Source organism: Nostoc sp. UHCC 0870, assembly GCF_022063185.1.
Lineage (GTDB): Bacteria > Cyanobacteriota > Cyanobacteriia > Cyanobacteriales > Nostocaceae > Trichormus.
In genome coordinates this window covers 1,410,510-1,428,505 of the sequence record NZ_CP091913.1, presented here as the reverse complement: position 1 = coordinate 1,428,505, position 17,996 = coordinate 1,410,510, and the positions used below count along the sequence as shown (strand labels likewise).

General features: G+C 42.4%; 12 protein-coding genes and 1 pseudogene. 7 read left to right on the top strand and 6 right to left on the bottom strand.

What is annotated here, in order from left to right; genetic code table 11:
• Nucleotides 1-107: 107 nt before the first annotated feature.
• Complete coding sequence (locus L6494_RS06370) at nucleotides 108-887, bottom strand: MBL fold metallo-hydrolase (protein ID WP_237992644.1); 780 nt, start codon at nucleotides 885-887, stop codon at nucleotides 108-110.
• A 176-nt stretch (nucleotides 888-1,063) separates the two neighbouring features.
• Entirely contained in the window at nucleotides 1,064-1,861 is a 798-nt protein-coding gene (gene modA, locus L6494_RS06365) for a molybdate ABC transporter substrate-binding protein (RefSeq protein ID WP_237992642.1), read from the bottom strand.
• 98 nt (nucleotides 1,862-1,959) lie between these two features.
• On the opposite strand from modA, the gene L6494_RS06360 reads away from it, so the two are divergent.
• Nucleotides 1,960-2,406 carry a TOBE domain-containing protein gene (locus L6494_RS06360; RefSeq protein ID WP_237992640.1) on the top strand — a complete coding sequence of 149 codons (447 nt, stop codon included), beginning with the start codon at nucleotides 1,960-1,962 and terminating at the stop codon, nucleotides 2,404-2,406.
• Between the two features lie 285 nt (nucleotides 2,407-2,691).
• Here the strand turns inward: L6494_RS06360 and L6494_RS06355 are convergent, their stop codons facing one another.
• Complete coding sequence (locus tag L6494_RS06355; RefSeq protein ID WP_237992638.1) at nucleotides 2,692-3,009, bottom strand: RNA recognition motif domain-containing protein; 318 nt, start codon at nucleotides 3,007-3,009, stop codon at nucleotides 2,692-2,694.
• Between the two features lie 473 nt (nucleotides 3,010-3,482).
• Here L6494_RS06355 and modB point away from each other — a divergent pair, with 473 nt between their 5' ends.
• Both modB and L6494_RS06345 read left to right on the top strand, forming a co-directional pair.
• Nucleotides 3,483-5,333: a molybdate ABC transporter permease subunit gene (gene modB / locus L6494_RS06350; RefSeq protein WP_237992636.1), complete on the top strand. Its 1,851-nt coding sequence runs from the start codon at nucleotides 3,483-3,485 to the stop codon at nucleotides 5,331-5,333.
• A 126-nt stretch (nucleotides 5,334-5,459) separates the two neighbouring features.
• Entirely contained in the window at nucleotides 5,460-6,650 is a 1,191-nt protein-coding gene (locus L6494_RS06345; protein ID WP_237992624.1) for an MFS transporter, read from the top strand.
• 64 nt (nucleotides 6,651-6,714) lie between these two features.
• On the opposite strand, the gene L6494_RS06340 is transcribed toward L6494_RS06345, so the two are convergent.
• A complete protein-coding gene (locus tag L6494_RS06340; protein ID WP_237992622.1) occupies nucleotides 6,715-7,218 on the bottom strand; it encodes a 2TM domain-containing protein in 504 nt (167 codons plus the stop codon).
• 574 nt (nucleotides 7,219-7,792) lie between these two features.
• Between L6494_RS06340 and L6494_RS06335 the strand changes: the two genes are divergently transcribed.
• On the top strand, nucleotides 7,793-11,308 hold the full coding sequence (locus L6494_RS06335) for a choice-of-anchor Y domain-containing protein (RefSeq protein WP_237992612.1): 3,516 nt from the start codon (nucleotides 7,793-7,795) through the stop codon (nucleotides 11,306-11,308).
• Nucleotides 11,309-11,333: 25 nt separating this feature from the next.
• Here L6494_RS06335 and L6494_RS06330 read toward each other — a convergent pair.
• Nucleotides 11,334-12,132, bottom strand: a pseudogene (locus L6494_RS06330) (creatininase family protein).
• Between the two features lie 253 nt (nucleotides 12,133-12,385).
• Here L6494_RS06330 and L6494_RS06325 point away from each other — a divergent pair.
• Nucleotides 12,386-13,093: an ROK family protein gene (locus L6494_RS06325; RefSeq protein WP_237992610.1), complete on the top strand. Its 708-nt coding sequence runs from the start codon at nucleotides 12,386-12,388 to the stop codon at nucleotides 13,091-13,093.
• A 305-nt stretch (nucleotides 13,094-13,398) separates the two neighbouring features.
• On the opposite strand, the gene L6494_RS06320 is transcribed toward L6494_RS06325, so the two are convergent.
• Nucleotides 13,399-14,736, bottom strand: a complete 1,338-nt coding sequence (locus tag L6494_RS06320; protein WP_237992608.1) for a hypothetical protein — start codon at nucleotides 14,734-14,736, stop codon at nucleotides 13,399-13,401.
• A 376-nt stretch (nucleotides 14,737-15,112) separates the two neighbouring features.
• Here L6494_RS06320 and L6494_RS06315 point away from each other — a divergent pair, with 376 nt between their 5' ends.
• Nucleotides 15,113-15,571: a hypothetical protein gene (locus L6494_RS06315; protein ID WP_237992605.1), complete on the top strand. Its 459-nt coding sequence runs from the start codon at nucleotides 15,113-15,115 to the stop codon at nucleotides 15,569-15,571.
• Between the two features lie 72 nt (nucleotides 15,572-15,643).
• Nucleotides 15,644-17,953 (top strand): tetratricopeptide repeat protein, encoded by a 2,310-nt coding sequence (locus L6494_RS06310; RefSeq protein WP_442947006.1) that lies wholly within the window; start codon nucleotides 15,644-15,646, stop codon nucleotides 17,951-17,953.
• The last annotated feature ends 43 nt before the right edge of the window (nucleotides 17,954-17,996 follow it).

The window sequence follows — 17,996 nt, the reverse complement described above, 5'->3', positions numbered from 1 at the left end:
AAAAATATTATGCTTAAACACAAATTAGTATTAATTTTGACATGGAAGCCCCTTTTTCAGCGTTCGCGCTAGCGTTCCGCAGGAAAGTAAAAAGGGGTACTTCACCTTTAAACAGTTAAGCGACGCTGTTGTAAGGGTATTTCAAAGCGATCGCCTGGTTGTGGTTCAATTATCTGAGTAGAGAGTTGAAGTTTTGCTAATTGCGATCGCATTTCATCCCCACTACCCACAGCCTTGAGAAACTTCACCAGCAATCCCTCATACATCACATCACCTGGGGACGCGGTAGGAAGCATCACTTGCGGTTGCAACCACTCTGCAACTTCCAAAGCCTTCTGTTGTCCTCTAATAATCGCCCCCACCACAGGTAAACTTAAATCAATCAGAGGGGTAATTACTACATCTATCGGTGCAAACTGCTTCAGTTGGGGAGAATGATAGCCGTGAGGCTCATAATATAGCTTTAAATCTGTTGCCAACTCCTTGAAAACATAACCGTTCTCTATTGACGTTGGTCCAATGGGAGAACCAGGAACAGCAGTAATTTCCAATTGCTGATTTAACTTGTAAGTTTCCCCATGCGCCAAAGTTGTCACAGAAGTATAACCCAACTCCTGCACCACCTTCGCCGCATTAGGAGAAGCCACCACCGGAATATTTCTGTCAAGCTGCTTTAGTGTCGGTGGGTGAGCATGGTCTTCCAAACCTTGGGACAGCACAATTAAATCAATATTCTCTGGTATAGGACGCTCTTTAGTCCGTGAACCTTTGAATAGCCAATCTAAGTTAGCAAAAGTTAGCGAACCAACCAACCAAGGATCTATAAGTATTTTATGTTGACCAATTTCCAACAGCCAACTGTTGCTGTCTAACCAAGTTAAATACATAGTCAAAGATTCAAAATAACACCTGCCTTCATTGTGACATTATCGAGGATTGAGCATTGAGCATGGGGAATTGGAGGTATCAACACTCAAAACCGACTAAACGCCGCGCTAACAGCACTCATTACTCATTACTCACAACTCACAACTCACAACTCAGCACTCACAACTCAGCACTTTCAAGGCAGAATAAACCCGTACTTCCGCAGTACCGCCTTGACTTGATTATCAGTAGTTAAAAATTGAATAAACTCCTTAGCTGCATTAGGGTTTTTACTGCTTTTGACCACAGCTAGGGGATAAATAATCGGCGAATGGTATTTTTCATCAGCAGCTACTACAACCTTTACTTTGTCAGAAATCTTAGCATCAGTTGAGTAAACTAGACCTGCATCTGCATTGCCACTTTCCACCACAGATAAGACCTGACGCACATTATTGCCATAGACTAGTTTTGGCTTGATATCTGCTAATAGTTTCAGTTTCTGCAACACCTGTTGAGCGTATTGTCCTGCGGGTACACTCCTCGGTTCACCCATCGCAACCCGCTTGATATTGGCATCTCTCAAATTATAGAAGCTAGTAACGCCAGTCTTGTTTTTTGGCACAATCAAAACGAGGCGATTCTTTGCTAGGATAGCTCCTGTACCTGGAAGCAACAACCCTTTCTGCTCTAAAGCATCTACTTGTCTTTTAGCCGCAGAAATAAACACATCTGCTGGCGCACCCTGTTCAATCTGTTGCTGCAAAGCACCAGATGCACCAAAGTTATAACTAATATTAATATTAGGATGATTCTTTTGATAAAGAGGTTTAGTTTCTTCTAGTGCATCTTTCAAACTGGCAGCCGCCGATACCAGCAAATTAACATTAGATTGCGCTACTACAGGGGATGGTGTCATAAAAGGCCAGCCAACTGCTATCACACAGCTAGCAACTGCCGCACCAATAAAAGCAAGAATTTGTCTTCGTTTCATAGGAAAATTAGGTTTAGATAGATTCTTCTCCAAGAATTGAGGCTTGGTAGGATCGTACCTGTATAAATTCGATATTTACCAACCAAATTGGTAAGATTATGCCACGAAAAGAACAAGGATGGATCACTTTTCAAACATCGGAAGACGAGCGCAAACTTCTAGAAGACTTCTGTCAACAGTCTCAGCGTACTAAAACTGAGATTTTGAGGGAACTTGTGCGTGGTCTTCATCAGCAACCCGCACTATCAAAATCATTACCAACCACAGAGGAAGACAAAGTAGAAAAAAAAGATACTCAGAATTTGGAATTAGAAGTTAATGTTCCTAAAAAATCCTTAAAAGTTAGCTCTCGCAATATTCTTAAAGGTGTGGTGAAAAAAGTTGTCTTTGGTGCTGTGAATAGTGAAGTGACTCTAGAGATTGTTCACAGAGTAGAGTTAACCTCTATTATCACCAAAATGTCAGCTGAAGAATTAGGACTGGTTGAAGGTGCAGAAGCTTATGCGGTCATTAAATCAAATGATATTGTGATTGCCAGAGAATAAAACCAATTCGCAATTCGCAATTCGCAATTCGCAATTAAACTAAGCCACCCACAAGGGGTGGGGTTTTTACCTACCTTGCGATACAAGGACTGTTTCGCCCACCAGGGGCGTTAGCGGAGCGGGACGTTCGCGTCAGCGTCTCGGAGAGAAGTACGGTTTTGAACCTTCACTTTTTGATAAAAATAAGTTTGTAGAGGCGCAATAATTTGCACCTCTACTACCAAAAAAGAAATGCTCAAGCATCACAGCTTAAGCATTCACTCAATTTAATTTATTTTATCGAGCTTAGTAGCGGTTACGATTGTAGCCGCCGCCGCCACCGCCGCCGCCGCGATTACCACCAAATGAGCCGCCTCTGTCTTCTTTGGGTCTGGCTTTGTTTACTTTCAAATCACGACCCATCCATTCAGCACCATCAAGAGCATCAATGGCTGCTGTTTCTTCCGCTTCAGAATCCATTTCTACAAAGGCAAAACCACGTAAACGACCTGTTTCGCGGTCAGTAGGTATTTGAACGCGCTTTACAGTACCATATTCTGCAAAAACAGCAGTCAGGCTGTCTTGTGTAACGTCGTAAGAGAGGTTGCCTACATAAATTGACATTTATATGTCTCCAAAATCATCAGTCAGTTTGTAGAGATTTAGATTTCGGAGATGGTCTGCAAATACCAAAAGGGAAAAGCCTGTCAATACTAAAAACAAACACTATAACCGAATATAATTCTCAGAGCATATCCTAACATACATTTTTTGTTATGAGGGAGAAACTTGAGAAAATGTTATGGAAAGAAATATAAACATACTTGTACTGAAAAAGCTGGGTTAAATATGTAGTCAATAATACTGAATTATAACTGCTTTGGTATTATTTTAAACAAATATTTTTACGCCAAAAGATGAGCAGGAGTAAAGTCCTTACTACAAACTAGCTTTGCTGCATTATTCAGTCATTTATAGTTACATACCAATTTTATTGGTATAAAGTTGGTATAGTTTTAATTACCAACAAATAGGAATCTTGATGAGGCTCTTTTGAGTAGCCAACACTTTCACATTAACTCTTGTCTAGAATTATCATGCCACTGGACTTTTCACCTCTCTGGATATCCCTCAAAACCTCCTTATTTGCCACATTTATTACTTTCTTTTTGGGAATTGGGGCTGCTTATTGGATGTTGGGATATCGTGGCAAGGCTAAATCTTTGATTGAGGGGATGTTTGTAGCTCCCTTGATTTTACCCCCTACTGTTGTCGGCTTTTTGTTGCTGCTGTTTTTTGGCAAAAATGGCCCGATGGGGAAACTCATGCAGCCTTTTGATTTAAGTATAGTATTTACTTGGTATGGGGCAGCGATCGCAGCTACAGTTGTCTCCTTCCCTTTAATGTATAAAACTGCTTTGGGGGCGTTTGAACAGATTGATAGTAGTCTCCTCCAGGTAGCCAGAACCCTTGGTGCTAATGAGGTTACAATTTTTTGGCGCATCAGTTTGCCCCTAGCCTTCCCTGGGATTGTCGCCGGGGCATCTTTGGCTTTTGCCCGCGCCTTGGGTGAATTTGGTGCAACGTTGATGTTAGCTGGTAATATTCCCGGACAAACCCAGACAATCCCGATGGCGATTTATTTTGCTGTGGAAGCAGGCGCGACAGATGAGGCTTGGTTTTGGTCACTGGCGATTATGATTGTCTCGCTATCGGGGATTATTGCTGTTAACTTTTGGCAGGAATTGAGGGGAAGGGGGCAGGGGGCAGGAGGCAGGGGGCAGGGTGCAGGGAGCAGGGGGCAGGGGGCAGGGGACAGGGGACAGGGAAAGGAAATTTCTGTGTTGTCGCCTGTGGCTGGGGACGTGAAATTGTTTGTGGATATTGAGAAGAGATTGCCGAGTTTTAATCTGAAGGTGGTATTTAATACTGATGAGCAACCCTTGGGATTGTTGGGGGGTTCAGGAGCGGGTAAGAGTATGATTTTGCGCTGTATTGCGGGAATTGAGACACCCACGAAAGGGCGTATAGTTTTAAATGACAGAGTGTTATTTGATTCAGAAAAAGGCATTAATCTACCTAGCCGCGATCGCCAGGTCGGTTTTTTAGTGCAGAATTATGCTCTATTCCCGAATATGACAGTGGCGCAAAATATCGGTTTTGGCTTACCCAAAGGAATTTCCAAGGGGAAAGTGCAATCACAAATTGAAGAGTTACTGATAGCCATACAGTTAAACGGATTAGGCGAACGATACCCAAACCAGCTTTCTGGCGGACAGCAACAACGAGTAGCTTTAGCCAGAGCCTTAGCAAGTCTTCCAGAAGCCTTACTTTTAGATGAACCTTTTTCTGCACTCGATACACATCTGCGTAGTCAACTAGAACAGCAAATGACCAAAACTCTAGCTGAATATCCAGGTGTGACTTTATTTGTCACCCATAATATGGAAGAAGCTTATCGAGTTTGCCCTAATTTATTGGTGATGGAGCATGGTAGAGCCGTCCATCATGGTTCTAAATATGATATTTTTGAGCATCCAGCTACTGTGAGTGTAGCCCAAATAACTGGGTGTAAGAATTTTTCTGGTGCGATCGTTCACTCATCGCAAGAGATAGAAGCAGTTGATTGGGGTTGTCGGTTGCAAGTGAGGGAACAAATTCCCCAAGAAATCAGCCATGTTGGCATCCGCGCCCATCATATTATATTTACCAAAGACCCAATCCAAGCCAATACCTTTCCTTGCTGGTTAACACGAACTAGTGAAACACCCCACCGCATCACACTGTTCTTAAAACTCAATTCTCCAGCCAATCATTCACAGGATTACCACCTGCAAGCAGAAGTCTTCAAAGAGAAATGGGTGACTATCAAAGATCAACCTTTTCCCTGGTATGTGCGATTAGATCCCCTCCGCCTGATTTTGATGGACAGTCAAAATAATTCGTAATTCGTAATTCGTAATTCGTAATTCGTAATTGTAATTAGTTTTTCTCCCCCAGTCCCCAGTCCCCTATCCCCAGTCCCCAAAATCCTATGCTTCAATATGAAAGCGATTTTAATGATGTGATGGAGTATGCCACAGAAAGCAGCCGCTTTAAGGTTTGTCATTTTATTGGGTTTTGTTAGCCTCTGTGCCGATGCGACCTATGAAGGAGCGCGTAGTATCACGGGGGCTTATTTAGAAGTTTTGGGAGCTAGCGGCACTGTGGTGGGCTTGGTAGCTGGTTTTGGAGAACTGATTGGCTATGGCTTTCGCTTAGTAATTGGTTATCTCAGCGACCAAACAGGTAAATATTGGGGAATCACAACTTTGGGTTACTTTGTGAATACTGCCGTTGTACCACTGTTAGCCTTAGCTGGTAGGTGGGAAGTAGCCGCAGGTTTAATGATGGTTGAACGCACCGGTAAAGCTATTCGTACTCCCCCACGAGATGCGCTACTTTCCCACGGCGTGAGTCAGATTGGTAGAGGCTTTGGCTTCGGTTTGCATGAAGCAATGGATCAAACTGGTGCTGTCATGGGGCCTTTAGCTGTGGCGGCGATGGTTTATTTTCAGGGAGAATATCGCAACGGTTTTACAGTATTAATTGTGCCTGCGGTTTTGGGATTAGTTGTACTAGGAGTTTTGCAATTTATTTATCCTAATCCTAGTGATTTTGAAGAAGAAACTGAAGAGAGTCCCAAAGAGGAAAAATTACCCCGTATATTTTGGATTTATCTCGGTGCTGTGGCAATTATCGCCGCCGGGTATGCAGATTTTCCTTTGATTGCTTTTCATTTTCAAAAACAAGGTATTGCGACTGGGCAAACCATACCTCTGTTCTATGCCTTGGCGATGGCAGTAGACGCAGTAGCAGCATTAATATTTGGCTATTACTTTGACCGCATTGGCATTTTTGTGTTAATTATTGCTGCTTTGCTGTCGTCTTTATTTGCGCCATTAGTATTTTTAGGAAACACCCAACTTGCGCTTTTAGGAATAGCATTTTGGGGTATTGGTATGGGGGCGCAAGAATCAGTTTTAAAAGCAGCGATCGCAGGGATAGTTCCCAAGCACAAACGCGCCACAGCCTACGGTATTTTCAGCACTGGTTATGGTCTAGCTTGGTTCTTAGGTAGTACCTTGATGGGTGTTTTATATGACCATGCAATTACTATGCTCATAGTCTTTTCTTCAGCTACTCAACTGTTAGCAATAGTCTTCTTTACCTGGGTGAAATTACAGGCTGATAGTAGTAATATAGTGCTGACAAAAGAAGTATAAGACAGACATTTATGGGTGTAGACATATAGGGGAGATGTTTACAGCATTTCCCCATGTCCAATTACTAAATCTGTATTGCTTTAAACCACTTATTAACAAAAGTATTAATAGTTTGCTTAATTTGATGTTTGCGATTCCAGCGTTGGAAAGCCATTTCATACTCTTCGCCTTGAGTGAGAAAAGTATTCCAAACATCAAGCCCAACGGCTAAACCACAGAATAGTAATAGGTAAAGCGACCATGAAATAGTACCGCCACCTAAAAAATCTACCAAGATTAAAAAAGCATTAAAAATCGTGTAATTGCCCAACCGTTTTTTAAATCGTGTGAGACGGTAGGTATTAAATGCTTGGCGTTGCTGGATTTCGTTGTGTTGCGATCGCCAGTCTTTCTCTGCTAAGTTTACAGTCTCAGGGGAGATATCTAACTCCTGGGCAATTTCTAAGATTTGCTCATAGCTAAACTCTTTATCTTGGTCGTCAGCTTGACGGGCGATCGCCAGCTGTAAAATTTTTTGTATATCGTCTTGGCTATAGGAACGGTTGTTTTGAGGATCAAAGGCCGTCATAGTTGCTATCTCTTAGGTATTTTCTTAATCAAGATTGATCGCCCGCTAGTTATAAGCTAGGTTGCATTACTTCTACACTAACAAATATTTAACGGAGTACCTCCATTAGATATGGGCATTTCTCTACACCCTCATGACTATATAGTAATCCGCTTTGATAGATTCAACTCAATTATTGATCAATAGCAAGAGCAAGCTATGGCTTTGAGCGAAAAGCTTTATACAAAATTAAGCGGCATTACGTAAAATTACTTATTTTTTATATTGACGCTTCACAATGCCTCAGTTATAACCAGCAATAAATCAATTCAAAATTCAAAATTCAAAATTCAAAATTAAAGACGGCTACCCACAAGGGGTGGGGTTTATACCTACCTTATCTACGTTCGCGGAGCGTGTCGTAGACAGAGCCTGCGCCAAGGGAAACAAAGATTTTTTTGCCCACTAGAGGCGAGGCTTTGAACCTTTATTTTTTTCATAAATTACTGCTTTGATTAGGCAGGCAGAAGAAGATTTTATGCTGCTACAAAAACCACAGTTAGCTACTTAATACAACACAAACCAGTTTATAAATATGGCATCTCCCACAATATTAAATTCATATCCAGTCTCAAGCCAAGACAATCGTGACAACATCTTAGTCGTCATTGACTCAGCAGTGAATGACTATCAACTGCTAATGGAGGGTATTGAGCCAGCAGCACAAGTCATCATCTTGGATAACCAACAAGATGGCATTACTCAAATCACAACAGCTATCTATAAAAACAGTATTACCAGCTTACAACTGATAGCACATGGTAGTTCTGGCAGCTTGCAACTAGGTAACACTGCACTAAACTTAGAAAATCTCCACACCTACCAACAGCAACTAAAGCAATGGCAAGTAGCAGACATCCTCATTTATGGATGTGAAGTAGCAGCCGCAGAAACGGGAAAAACTTTTTTAAACCAACTACACCAACTTACAGGGGCAAATATCGCCGCCTCCCCAGGGAAAGTAGGTAATAGCCAACAGGGGGGAAGTTGGGAATTAGTAGTAAGAATTGGACTGATATCATCTAGTTTAGCGATCAAGCCAGAAGTTCAGCAAAATTATCCAAATGTCCTAATTATCGTTAACAATGCGCCAATACTAGACAACACAGGAAATCTAGCCTTCACAGCAATTACAGAAGACGTGCTTGCTGACAATAACTCAGGAGATATAGTTGCTGACATCATTAACAGTGTAATTAGCGACATTGATACAAATGCTGTCAAAGGCATCGCTGTCACCTACGTCGATAACAGCAACGGTACATGGCAATATACCCTCAATGGCACTACTTGGAATAGCTTCGGCACTCCCAATTTAGTTACAGCCCGGTTGCTGGGGGCAAATGCTACTACCAAAATTCGCTTTCTTCCCAACGCCAACTTCAGTGGCACTTCTGAGATTAACTTCTACGCTTGGGATCAAACAACAGGTATAGCAGGTAGCACAGCGAATATTTTGGCTGGTACAGGTGGTACAACAGCTTTCAGTACAGCCTACGAAGGAGCATCAATTACCGTTACTTCCGTTAACGACACTGCACCAAACCTGACTGCTGGTACTCCCACTCTACAAAATATTGATGAGGATATACCCCTTATCAGTAACAAGGGTAGCTCACTTGCTGACCTAATAAATGGCTTAATTAGCGACAGTGACCCAGACCCCCAAGGTATTGCTGTCACTGGGGTAGACAACAGCAATGGCAAATGGCAATACTCTCTAGATGGCGGTACTAACTGGATAGACTTTGGTACAGTCTCCGATAACTCAGCTACAGTCCTCAGTGCTAGGGTAAAACTCTACGACGGCTCATTAAATAGTTTACCCACTCCCCAAGGCTGGCTTAAGTTTGGCACTTCGGCTGCTATTGCACCTCTACTTGGCGTTGGCGGTATTCAATCTCTGATTAGTGGTGGTACTCAGTTAAACAGCAACACAACAGCTGCTTCCCCATTCACACAATTAAGTGGGACATCTGGTTACAGCAATTATAATTCTTACACCCCAGTTCTATTTAACCAATCTTTTCCTGAGCTTGACCCTGTTAAGGGCTTTACGGTTAGCTTTGATGTTAAAATTAACAGTAACCAAAACACCAGTGATGATAACGGTGACAGTATTATAGACCGTGCTGGATTTAGCGTCATTGTTGTCACCAAAGACAAGACTAAAGCAATTGAACTTGGCTTCTGGACAGATGAAATTTGGGCGCAGACAGCTACCCCACTATTTACCCACAGCACAACGGAACGGGCATTTAGAGATACAACTACTACCCCAGCCACCCGTTATGATTTAGTCATTGAAAACAACACTTATACGCTATTCGCTGCGGGTTCATCTAACCCTATTTTGAGTGGTAATCTCCGTGATTACAGTGCGTTTAATCATACTACTGGCGCACCATCTCCAATTAATTCTCTACCTTACGATGCTTACGAAACACCTAATTTCATTTTCTTTGGCGATAATACTACCTCTGCAACAGCGATTAGTGAACTCACACGGATAGAATTACAGACAAAAACCAGAGTTAGGTTTGTCCCCGACGCTGACTATAACGGCCAAGCTAGTCTTACCTTCCGCGCCTGGGATGAGTCCAATGGAGTTGCAAGCGGTACGACAGGAGTAAATGCTGCGGTTAATGGAAGTAGCACAGCTTTTAGTAGTAATACTCAGACTACTAGCATCACAGTTAACTCAGTCAACGATGCGCCTGCGATCGCTAATAGTATAGCCGATCAAATAGCCACCGCAGGTTCAGCCTTTAACTTTACCTTTGCTGCCGACACTTTCAATGATGTAGATATTCAGGACACCCTCATATACATCGCCACCCTAGAAAATGGCGACCCCTTACCCAATTGGTTAACCTTTGACTCCAATACACGCAACTTCACCGGCACACCTCCCACTGCTGGTAATTTCAATATCAAAGTAACTGCCAAAGATCAGGCTAATGCTTCTGTAGAGGATGTGTTTGTTTTGACAGTTGCACCACTCCAAATTACACAGTTAGTTAATAGCACTAATGATATCTTCCAAATCAGTAGTTTCCAAAAGACTACTAAATTGCAAGTTTCCCTCACAGGACGAAATTCTCAATTAGTGAATGAATTGGCAGTGTTTACTGTTGATGATGATAATGGCACAATCAACGGTATTGCTGCCGGTGCAGCAGGTTACATTCAAGCAGCTATAGCCAGAAGTGCAGTAATTTTCTCTGCTATTGCGAATATTCCCAACGGATTTGATAGTAACAATTTGACTCGAACTCTAGAATTTTCTACCAATGAAAAATTCAGATTTGCTTTGATCAAAAATAATACTTTTGATGCTGTTAAAGCTGGTTCTGCCAGTTCTGCAGATATCATATTCTCTAATACCTCTAGCCAAAAGATTACAGATTTAGGAAATAATGTCTTCTCTCTGGGTTGGCGGGATAGTTCTAATAACAATGTCAGTGAATTTAATAACCTGGTGGTGAATGTTCAAGCTACAGATAATCTCCTACCCTTGGGTACAGGGCTGCAAAATAATTCTCAAGGTGAGATGATTGATTTAAGGGGGATTAGTGGTACTGTAAATGCAGAATTTAGCGTTTACCGAGAAGCATCCTATGACAGTTTTGTAGGCTTTTATCAGGTGACTGGTGTTAATGGTGGCATTGATACTAATAATGATGGTGTAGAGGATATTCTCCCTGGACAAGCTGGTTATATCCAAGCTGCTATCAATCAACGGGTTGCAGGGATAAATTTAACAGTGAATAACCAAGCTACCGCCACTTATAATAGTTCTTTTTCGGGTGGGGGGATTTTTGTTCCATTTATTATTGTCAATGGTAGACCCGAAGCTTTACTAGATAGTAACACCAGTAATGATCCGGCGGTTTATTTCCCCTTTTTGGGTGCTAACTCCGACAAGAGTGACCATATTCGCTTGTTAGGTAATAATATCTTTGGTTTTGAGGATTTACCTAATCTGGGCGATAAAGACTACAATGACGTGATTGTTAAAGTTGATTTAAGTATAACTAGTATAAGTTAGTCTTCTGCACTGGGGGCGATTACTTCTAACCAGGCTGACGAAAAGCGTAAATTTCTTTAATCACCGCTACCCAACCATCAGAGACAGATTCTAAAATGCGATCGCCTTTTTCTCTCGTCGCCGTGGTAGGATCACCAATTACACCACTTTTACTAATATCTTTTGTCACCCACGCCACAGGTAATTTCCCTTCCCAACTCAATAAGCTACCTTCAGGCTGTTCTGGCGGATACTCAGCTACAGCTTGATCTAACTTCACCTGATCTGGTAAAATCGCCAGCATAATACTAGTTTCCGCATCCCCGGCGTGCATCCCTTGAGTTGCTTCCTTCGGTGTCAGCAATTCTTTAGTGATATGAGGCACACGCCAAGTAAAAAGCGGAAATACTGAAAAATCACCATACTTAACGTGCAAATCCCGCGCCGCCATTTGCATAACTTGGGGTTGTCCCCCGTGGGAATTCATCAATACCAGCTTTCTAAATCCCGAACGGTAGATACTTTCTGCTACTTCCATGATTGTAGCTGTGAGTGTTTCTGTGCTGAGGGTAATCGTGCCGGGAAAGTGCCAGTGTTCGTTAGATTTACCATAATATAAAGTGGGTAAAGCATAGGCGGGAATATTAGCATCCAGCTTAGACAAAGCCTTACCTAAAACTCCTACACTAATAGCAGCATCAACAATCAGTGGGAGATGAGGCCCATGTTGTTCAATTGCCCCCACAGGTTGAATGATGACCACATTTTCCTTATTTGGCATAGCCTGAATCTCAGTCCAGGTAAGGTAGGGAAAAAAACCGTTCTGGGGGAATAAAACTGTGCATTTTTATGGAAGGGAACAGGGAAGAGGTGACAGGTGACAGGTGATAGGTGACAGAAAATAGGAAATAGGAATTGATACCTTTCACCTTTGCCATTTTACCTTTTTACTTCCCAATCCCCAATCCCCAATCCCCAGTCCCCAGTCCCCAATCCCCTATCACCTGTCACCTGTCACCTATCACCTGTCCTCTATCCCTTAACCCCTAATTCAGCGCATAATAACCAAATCTTAAACATTCACCAGGAGGATAATCAATGGTTGAAGATAATGGTTCAATTCGTACTTTATCCGTTGATATTGGCGGTAGTGGTGTGAAAGCGATGGTGTTGGATATTGCGGGAAATCCTGTGACAGAAAGGGCGCGTGTGGATACACCCCAACCTGCAACACCAGAGGTAGTCATCAATGCCATTATGGTATTAGCAGCTGCCCAAGGTGAATTCCATCGGGTTTCCGTGGGGTTTCCTGGTGTAGTGCGCTGTGGTGTCACAGAAACAGCCGTCAACTTACATTCATATTGGATTGGGTTTGACTTAGAAACAGCATTGTTACAACAACTAAATAAACCTGTGCGGGTGATTAACGATGCGGATATGCAAGGCTTTGGGGCAATTAAAGGTAAAGGTGTAGAATTGGTGATTACTTTAGGTACAGGCTTTGGTTCGGCTTTGTTTGTGGATGGTAAATTAGTACCGAACATGGAAATGGGACATCATCAGTTTCGGAAAGATGAAACTTACGAAGAACAGCTAGGAAGGGCGACTTTAGAGAAAGTTGGGCAAAAAAAATGGAATCGTCGTTTAGAAAAGGCGATCGCATCTTTGCAAAAGCTGTTTAATTATGATTATCTCTATATTGGCGGCGGTGAAGCAGTCAAAGTAAATTTTCAGCTACCTTTAAATGTCCGACTCATTCCTAATATCACTGGGTTACTTGGTGGTATTGCTTTGTGGAGAGAGTAGAGACAGGTGACAGGTGACAGGTGACAGGTGAAAAATGATTTGGCGGTCTTCCCTACGGGACGCTACGCGAACAATTAGTGGTGAGTAGCCTACGACAAGCAAGCTACAACTTCCCACTAATTGTCTTTAATTTTGAATTTTGTTAGCGCAGCGTAAAGCCTTCTCTTCGAGAGGCTTCGCCAACGGCATAGCTTCGCTTAGAGCGAGTCCGCGTATCGCTAAAGCGAAAGCTCCGCTAACGCGCAGCGTCTCGTAGAGAGCGTCATTTTGAATTTTGAATTGATTAGCCCCATGCCCCATTTGCATTATTTCTTAACTAAAAAATAGGCGTTAGCATATTCTGGTAGTTTACTGATATGTTGCCGGAATGATTTTTGATCAGGGAAAATACCTGCTAAATAATCTAGTTGATACAGGTTGGGTAAAAATGCTCCGCCTGTATCTGCAATCACTCCCATTTGTAGCTGTTTGCGTCCGCCTTGAGTGTGTTCAATGACAACGACTCTGCCTAAACCAATATTCAAGACATCGCCAGCAAATGTTACTCCTGGTTTAATAGAAATCTTGGCATCTATTTTGTATCCATAACCTTTAATGGCATCAACTTGTCTAAAATACCAATAACGCTTTTGGGCTGTTGCTTTTAAACCCCGGATGTAAGATATGCCATTATTTCTATCGACGTTAAAAAATGCCTGAGAACCATCTAGAAAATTAATCAGGATTGTTCCCTGCATCAAGGCTTCTTCTAAACCATTGCGGGTTAAATAAGCTAAGGGTGTAACTTTGCCAAATTCTTTGCCCCCAGGTTCATAAATTCCTGATAAAACATCTTGTTTTGTATATTTTGTGTAGAATTTATCTGTAGCTGCATTATCTTTTAAACTGTAGATAGGCGTATTGTAGGTTGATGTTTTTTTACGTGTCCCTGGATGGGTAAATACAGCATATTTAGTAATGCGTAATTGCTTTTGTTTAGGGGCTTCTGGTTTATAGGCTGTCCATCGAATTACTCGAAAATTTCTATTGATAAAATCGGGGTTTTGTAACCGCGTAGTGCGCTTATTAGCAATATCCTCTCTAAGAACTACAATCATGAAATCTAGAGTTTTTAGGATATCTGCTGTAGTAACTTTTTGCGTACTTAGCAATCCCGGTCTTAAAATATCTGGATCTGCTGCACCGTGTTCTTGGAAATATTTTCTCGTATTTACAAGTACGCTTAATAAATCTGACTGATTAAATTTAACGTTAGTGGTTGGTAGTTTTGCTGCTGATAAAACTTGATTACCATTGACACTATATTTATATTTTCGCCATTCATCAACAATGGGATAACTGACAGATGTGGTCGCTAGATTTTGGTCAGACTTAGATATATTATATTGATTTACCTGTTCATCGTTTCTCTGCAAAAAATTGACATTAACAGCCGTAGATGGCAGAGAAGTCTGAGAAATGCGTGATGCACTAATAGGATTATTTAATTGCTGGGTTACAGGTAAACTTTCAACATCCTGAGATTTTTTAGCTAGCTCTTGATTTTTGGTGTGATTATATAGATGACTACCAGTTAAACCTACCAGTAACAATGCAGCAATCCCTACTGTCACCCTGAGTTTTTGGCTGAATAGAATACTCATAATTCAAAAAATTTTGCAATGTATAATTCTGTCATGTATTAATAGCACATTTGACCAGGCATTAAACCTCTTCCAGCGTGCGGGAGAAACTCAACCTAACCCTGTAGTATAAAATCTCCGCACCCCTCTAGTTTGAAATAGGGGTGTAGGGGTGTAGGGGTGTAGGGGTGTAGGGGTGTAGGGGTATCTATCTGACTTTTCATGTTATGTGGAAAAGTGAACGTGAAACCTAACCCCCAACCCCTTCCATTGTAGGCAAGGGGTTAGGTCTGTATTCCATTCAATTGCAAACCGTTATAATTTGTGCTTTTTTCTCTGTTCAAAAACTGTTATGCTGAGAAAAATCAGTATAATCTCGTAATATTATTGTTAACTTATGGAAGCAGTAACATTAACAGCCGTAGGAACTGCGATCGCTACTATAGTTTTAACTAAGGCTTTAGAAAAAACAGGCGAAAAGCTGGGAGAAGCAGCATTAGAAAAAAGTAACGAGTTAATCGCAAAGCTACGCCAGAAAAATAAGCTGCCCTTGTTAGCGAATACGTCACAGGAAAACACACAGCAGGCGTTAGATTATGGTAAAGCTGTGTTGGAGTTGAAAGCCGCAGCCGATACAGATGACGATATTGCTCAATCAGTACGGGAAGTAGAAGCAACAATCAATCAAGATCAGTCCCAGAGTGCTGAGGAGATTCAAAAATTAGCCGCAGAAATTCAAGCGCAGCCATCAATTGTTAATAACTTTGCCAAGTTAGCAGAAAGTATCCAAGCTGAAAAAGGGGCAATGGTTGCTCAACAAATCACAATTGGGGAACAGCACAACACATACAACTGACTACAGTCGCCCGGACAGGAACGGGTAAAGTCAAATCCTGAAATACCGCAAAATTTACCCCTGAGTGGGGTGGTGAAATTTGTGGGACGTGATGAAGAACTGCAAGAACTCCATGAACTATTGCAGGAAAATAACCAAGTAGCTATTGCGGCTATTTTGGGAATGGGTGGACTGGGTAAAACAGAACTCGCCTTGCAATATGCCATGACACAGCGCGAAAACTACAAAGGTGGACTGTGCTGGTTACAGGCGAAAGTTGAGGATGTGGGCGTTCAATTGGTGCGGTTTGCCAGGACTCAGCTTGATTTAAACCCACCAGAAGATGTTGATTTACCTGCACAAGTACAATACTGCTGGCGGAATTGGCGTGAGGGTAATGTGCTGCTGGTGGTGGATGATGTTACAGATTACCAGCAAATCAAACCTTACCTACAGGGCGCATCTTCCAGATTTAAAGTGTTGATGACTACGCGCCAAAAGTTAGGTGCAGCCATCAAGCAATTATCTTTAGATGTATTACAACCAGATGCAGCATTGGAGTTGTTACGGTCTTTGCTGGCAGAAACACCAGGGCGAATTGAGAGAGAATTAGATGTAGCAAAACAGTTGTGTGAATGGCTGGGATATTTGCCTTTGGGTTTAGAGTTGGTGGGGCGATATTTAGCGAAAAAACAAGATTTGTCCCTATTGAAAATGATGGGGCGATTAAAGCAAAAGCGATTAGAACAACCGGCAACTGTCAACCCAGAAGCAGATATGACAGCACAACGGGGAATAAAAGCCGCCTTTGAGTTGAGTTGGCAGGAATTAGCAGAGGATGATAGGCTATTAGGCTGTGTACTCAGTTTATTTGCAACCGCACCCATACCCTGGAACTTAGTAGAACAGTGCTTACCAGAGAAAGATGAGGATGAGTTAGAAGAAATTCGTGATGATAAATTATTGAATCTGCATTTACTCCAGCGCAAAGGTGAAGGAATCTATCAAATACATCCCCTACTGCGGGAATTTTTCCAATCTAAGTTTACAGGTTTAGAGCAAGCAGAGGAATTTAAGCGATCGTTTTGTCAGGTAATGGTAGCAGTTGCTAAACAAATTCCTGAGACTCCTACCCTTGAAGAAATTAACGCTGTTTCCCTTGCCATACCACACATAACTGAAGTAGCAAACAATCTCATTCAATATGTCAGTGATGAAGATTTAATTTCGCCTTTCTTCGGCTTGGGTTATTTCTATGAAGGACAAGGGTTATATACCCAAGCCGAACCTTGGTATCAGCAGTGTTTATCAACAGTACAAAACCGCTTGGGAGACAATCATCCCGATGTCGCCACCAGCCTCAACAACTTGGCAGCACTCTACGAATCCCAAGGAAAGTACGACCAAGCCGAATCCCTGTATCTCGAAGCTTTAGAACTTAGACAACGCCTGCTGGGAGACAATCATCCCGATGTCGCCTCTAGCCTCAACAACTTGGCATTACTCTACTATTCCCAAGGAAAGTACGACCAAGCCGAACCCCTGTATCTCCAAGCTTTAGAACTCTATAAACGCCTGCTGGGAGACAATCATCCCCATGTCGCCACTAGCCTCAACAACTTGGCATTACTCTACGAATCCCAAGGAAAGTACGACCAAGCCGAACCCCTGTATCTCCAAGCCTTAGAACTTTATAAACGCCTGCTGGGAGACAATCATCCCCATGTCGCCACTAGCCTCAACAACTTGGCATTACTCTACGAATCCCAAGGAAAGTACGACCAAGCCGAACCCCTGTATCTCGAAGCTTTAGAACTTAGACAACGCCTGCTGGGAGACAATCATCCCGATGTCGCCTCTAGCCTCAACAACTTGGCATTACTCTACTATTCCCAAGGAAAGTACGACCAAGCCGAACCCCTGTATCTCCAAGCTTTAGAACTTTATAAACGCCTGCTGGGAGACAATCATCCCCATGTCGCCACTAGCCTCAACAACTTGGCTGGACTCTACGAATCCCAAGGAAAGTACGACCAAGCCGAACCCCTGTATCTCGAAGCTTTAGAACTTAGACAACGCCTGCTGGGAGACAATCATCCCGATGTCGCCTCTAGCCTCAACAACTTGGCTGGACTCTACAATTCCCAAGGAAAGTACGACCAAGCCGAACCCCTGTATCTCCAAGCTTTAGAACTCAGACAACGCCTGCTGGGAGACAATCATCCCGATGTCGCCAACAGCCTCAACAACTTGGCATTACTCTACTATTCCCAAGGACTCTACCAGCGAGCCGAATTTCTGTATTCCCAAGCTTTGAATATTTTAGAGCGAAGTTTAGGAGCGAATCATCCTAATACTGTGACTGTGCGTGAGAATTTAGCAATTTTACGCGATTGTCTCTAATGAGAACACGAAAATATACCTTCCCAACCTCATCACTCTAGCT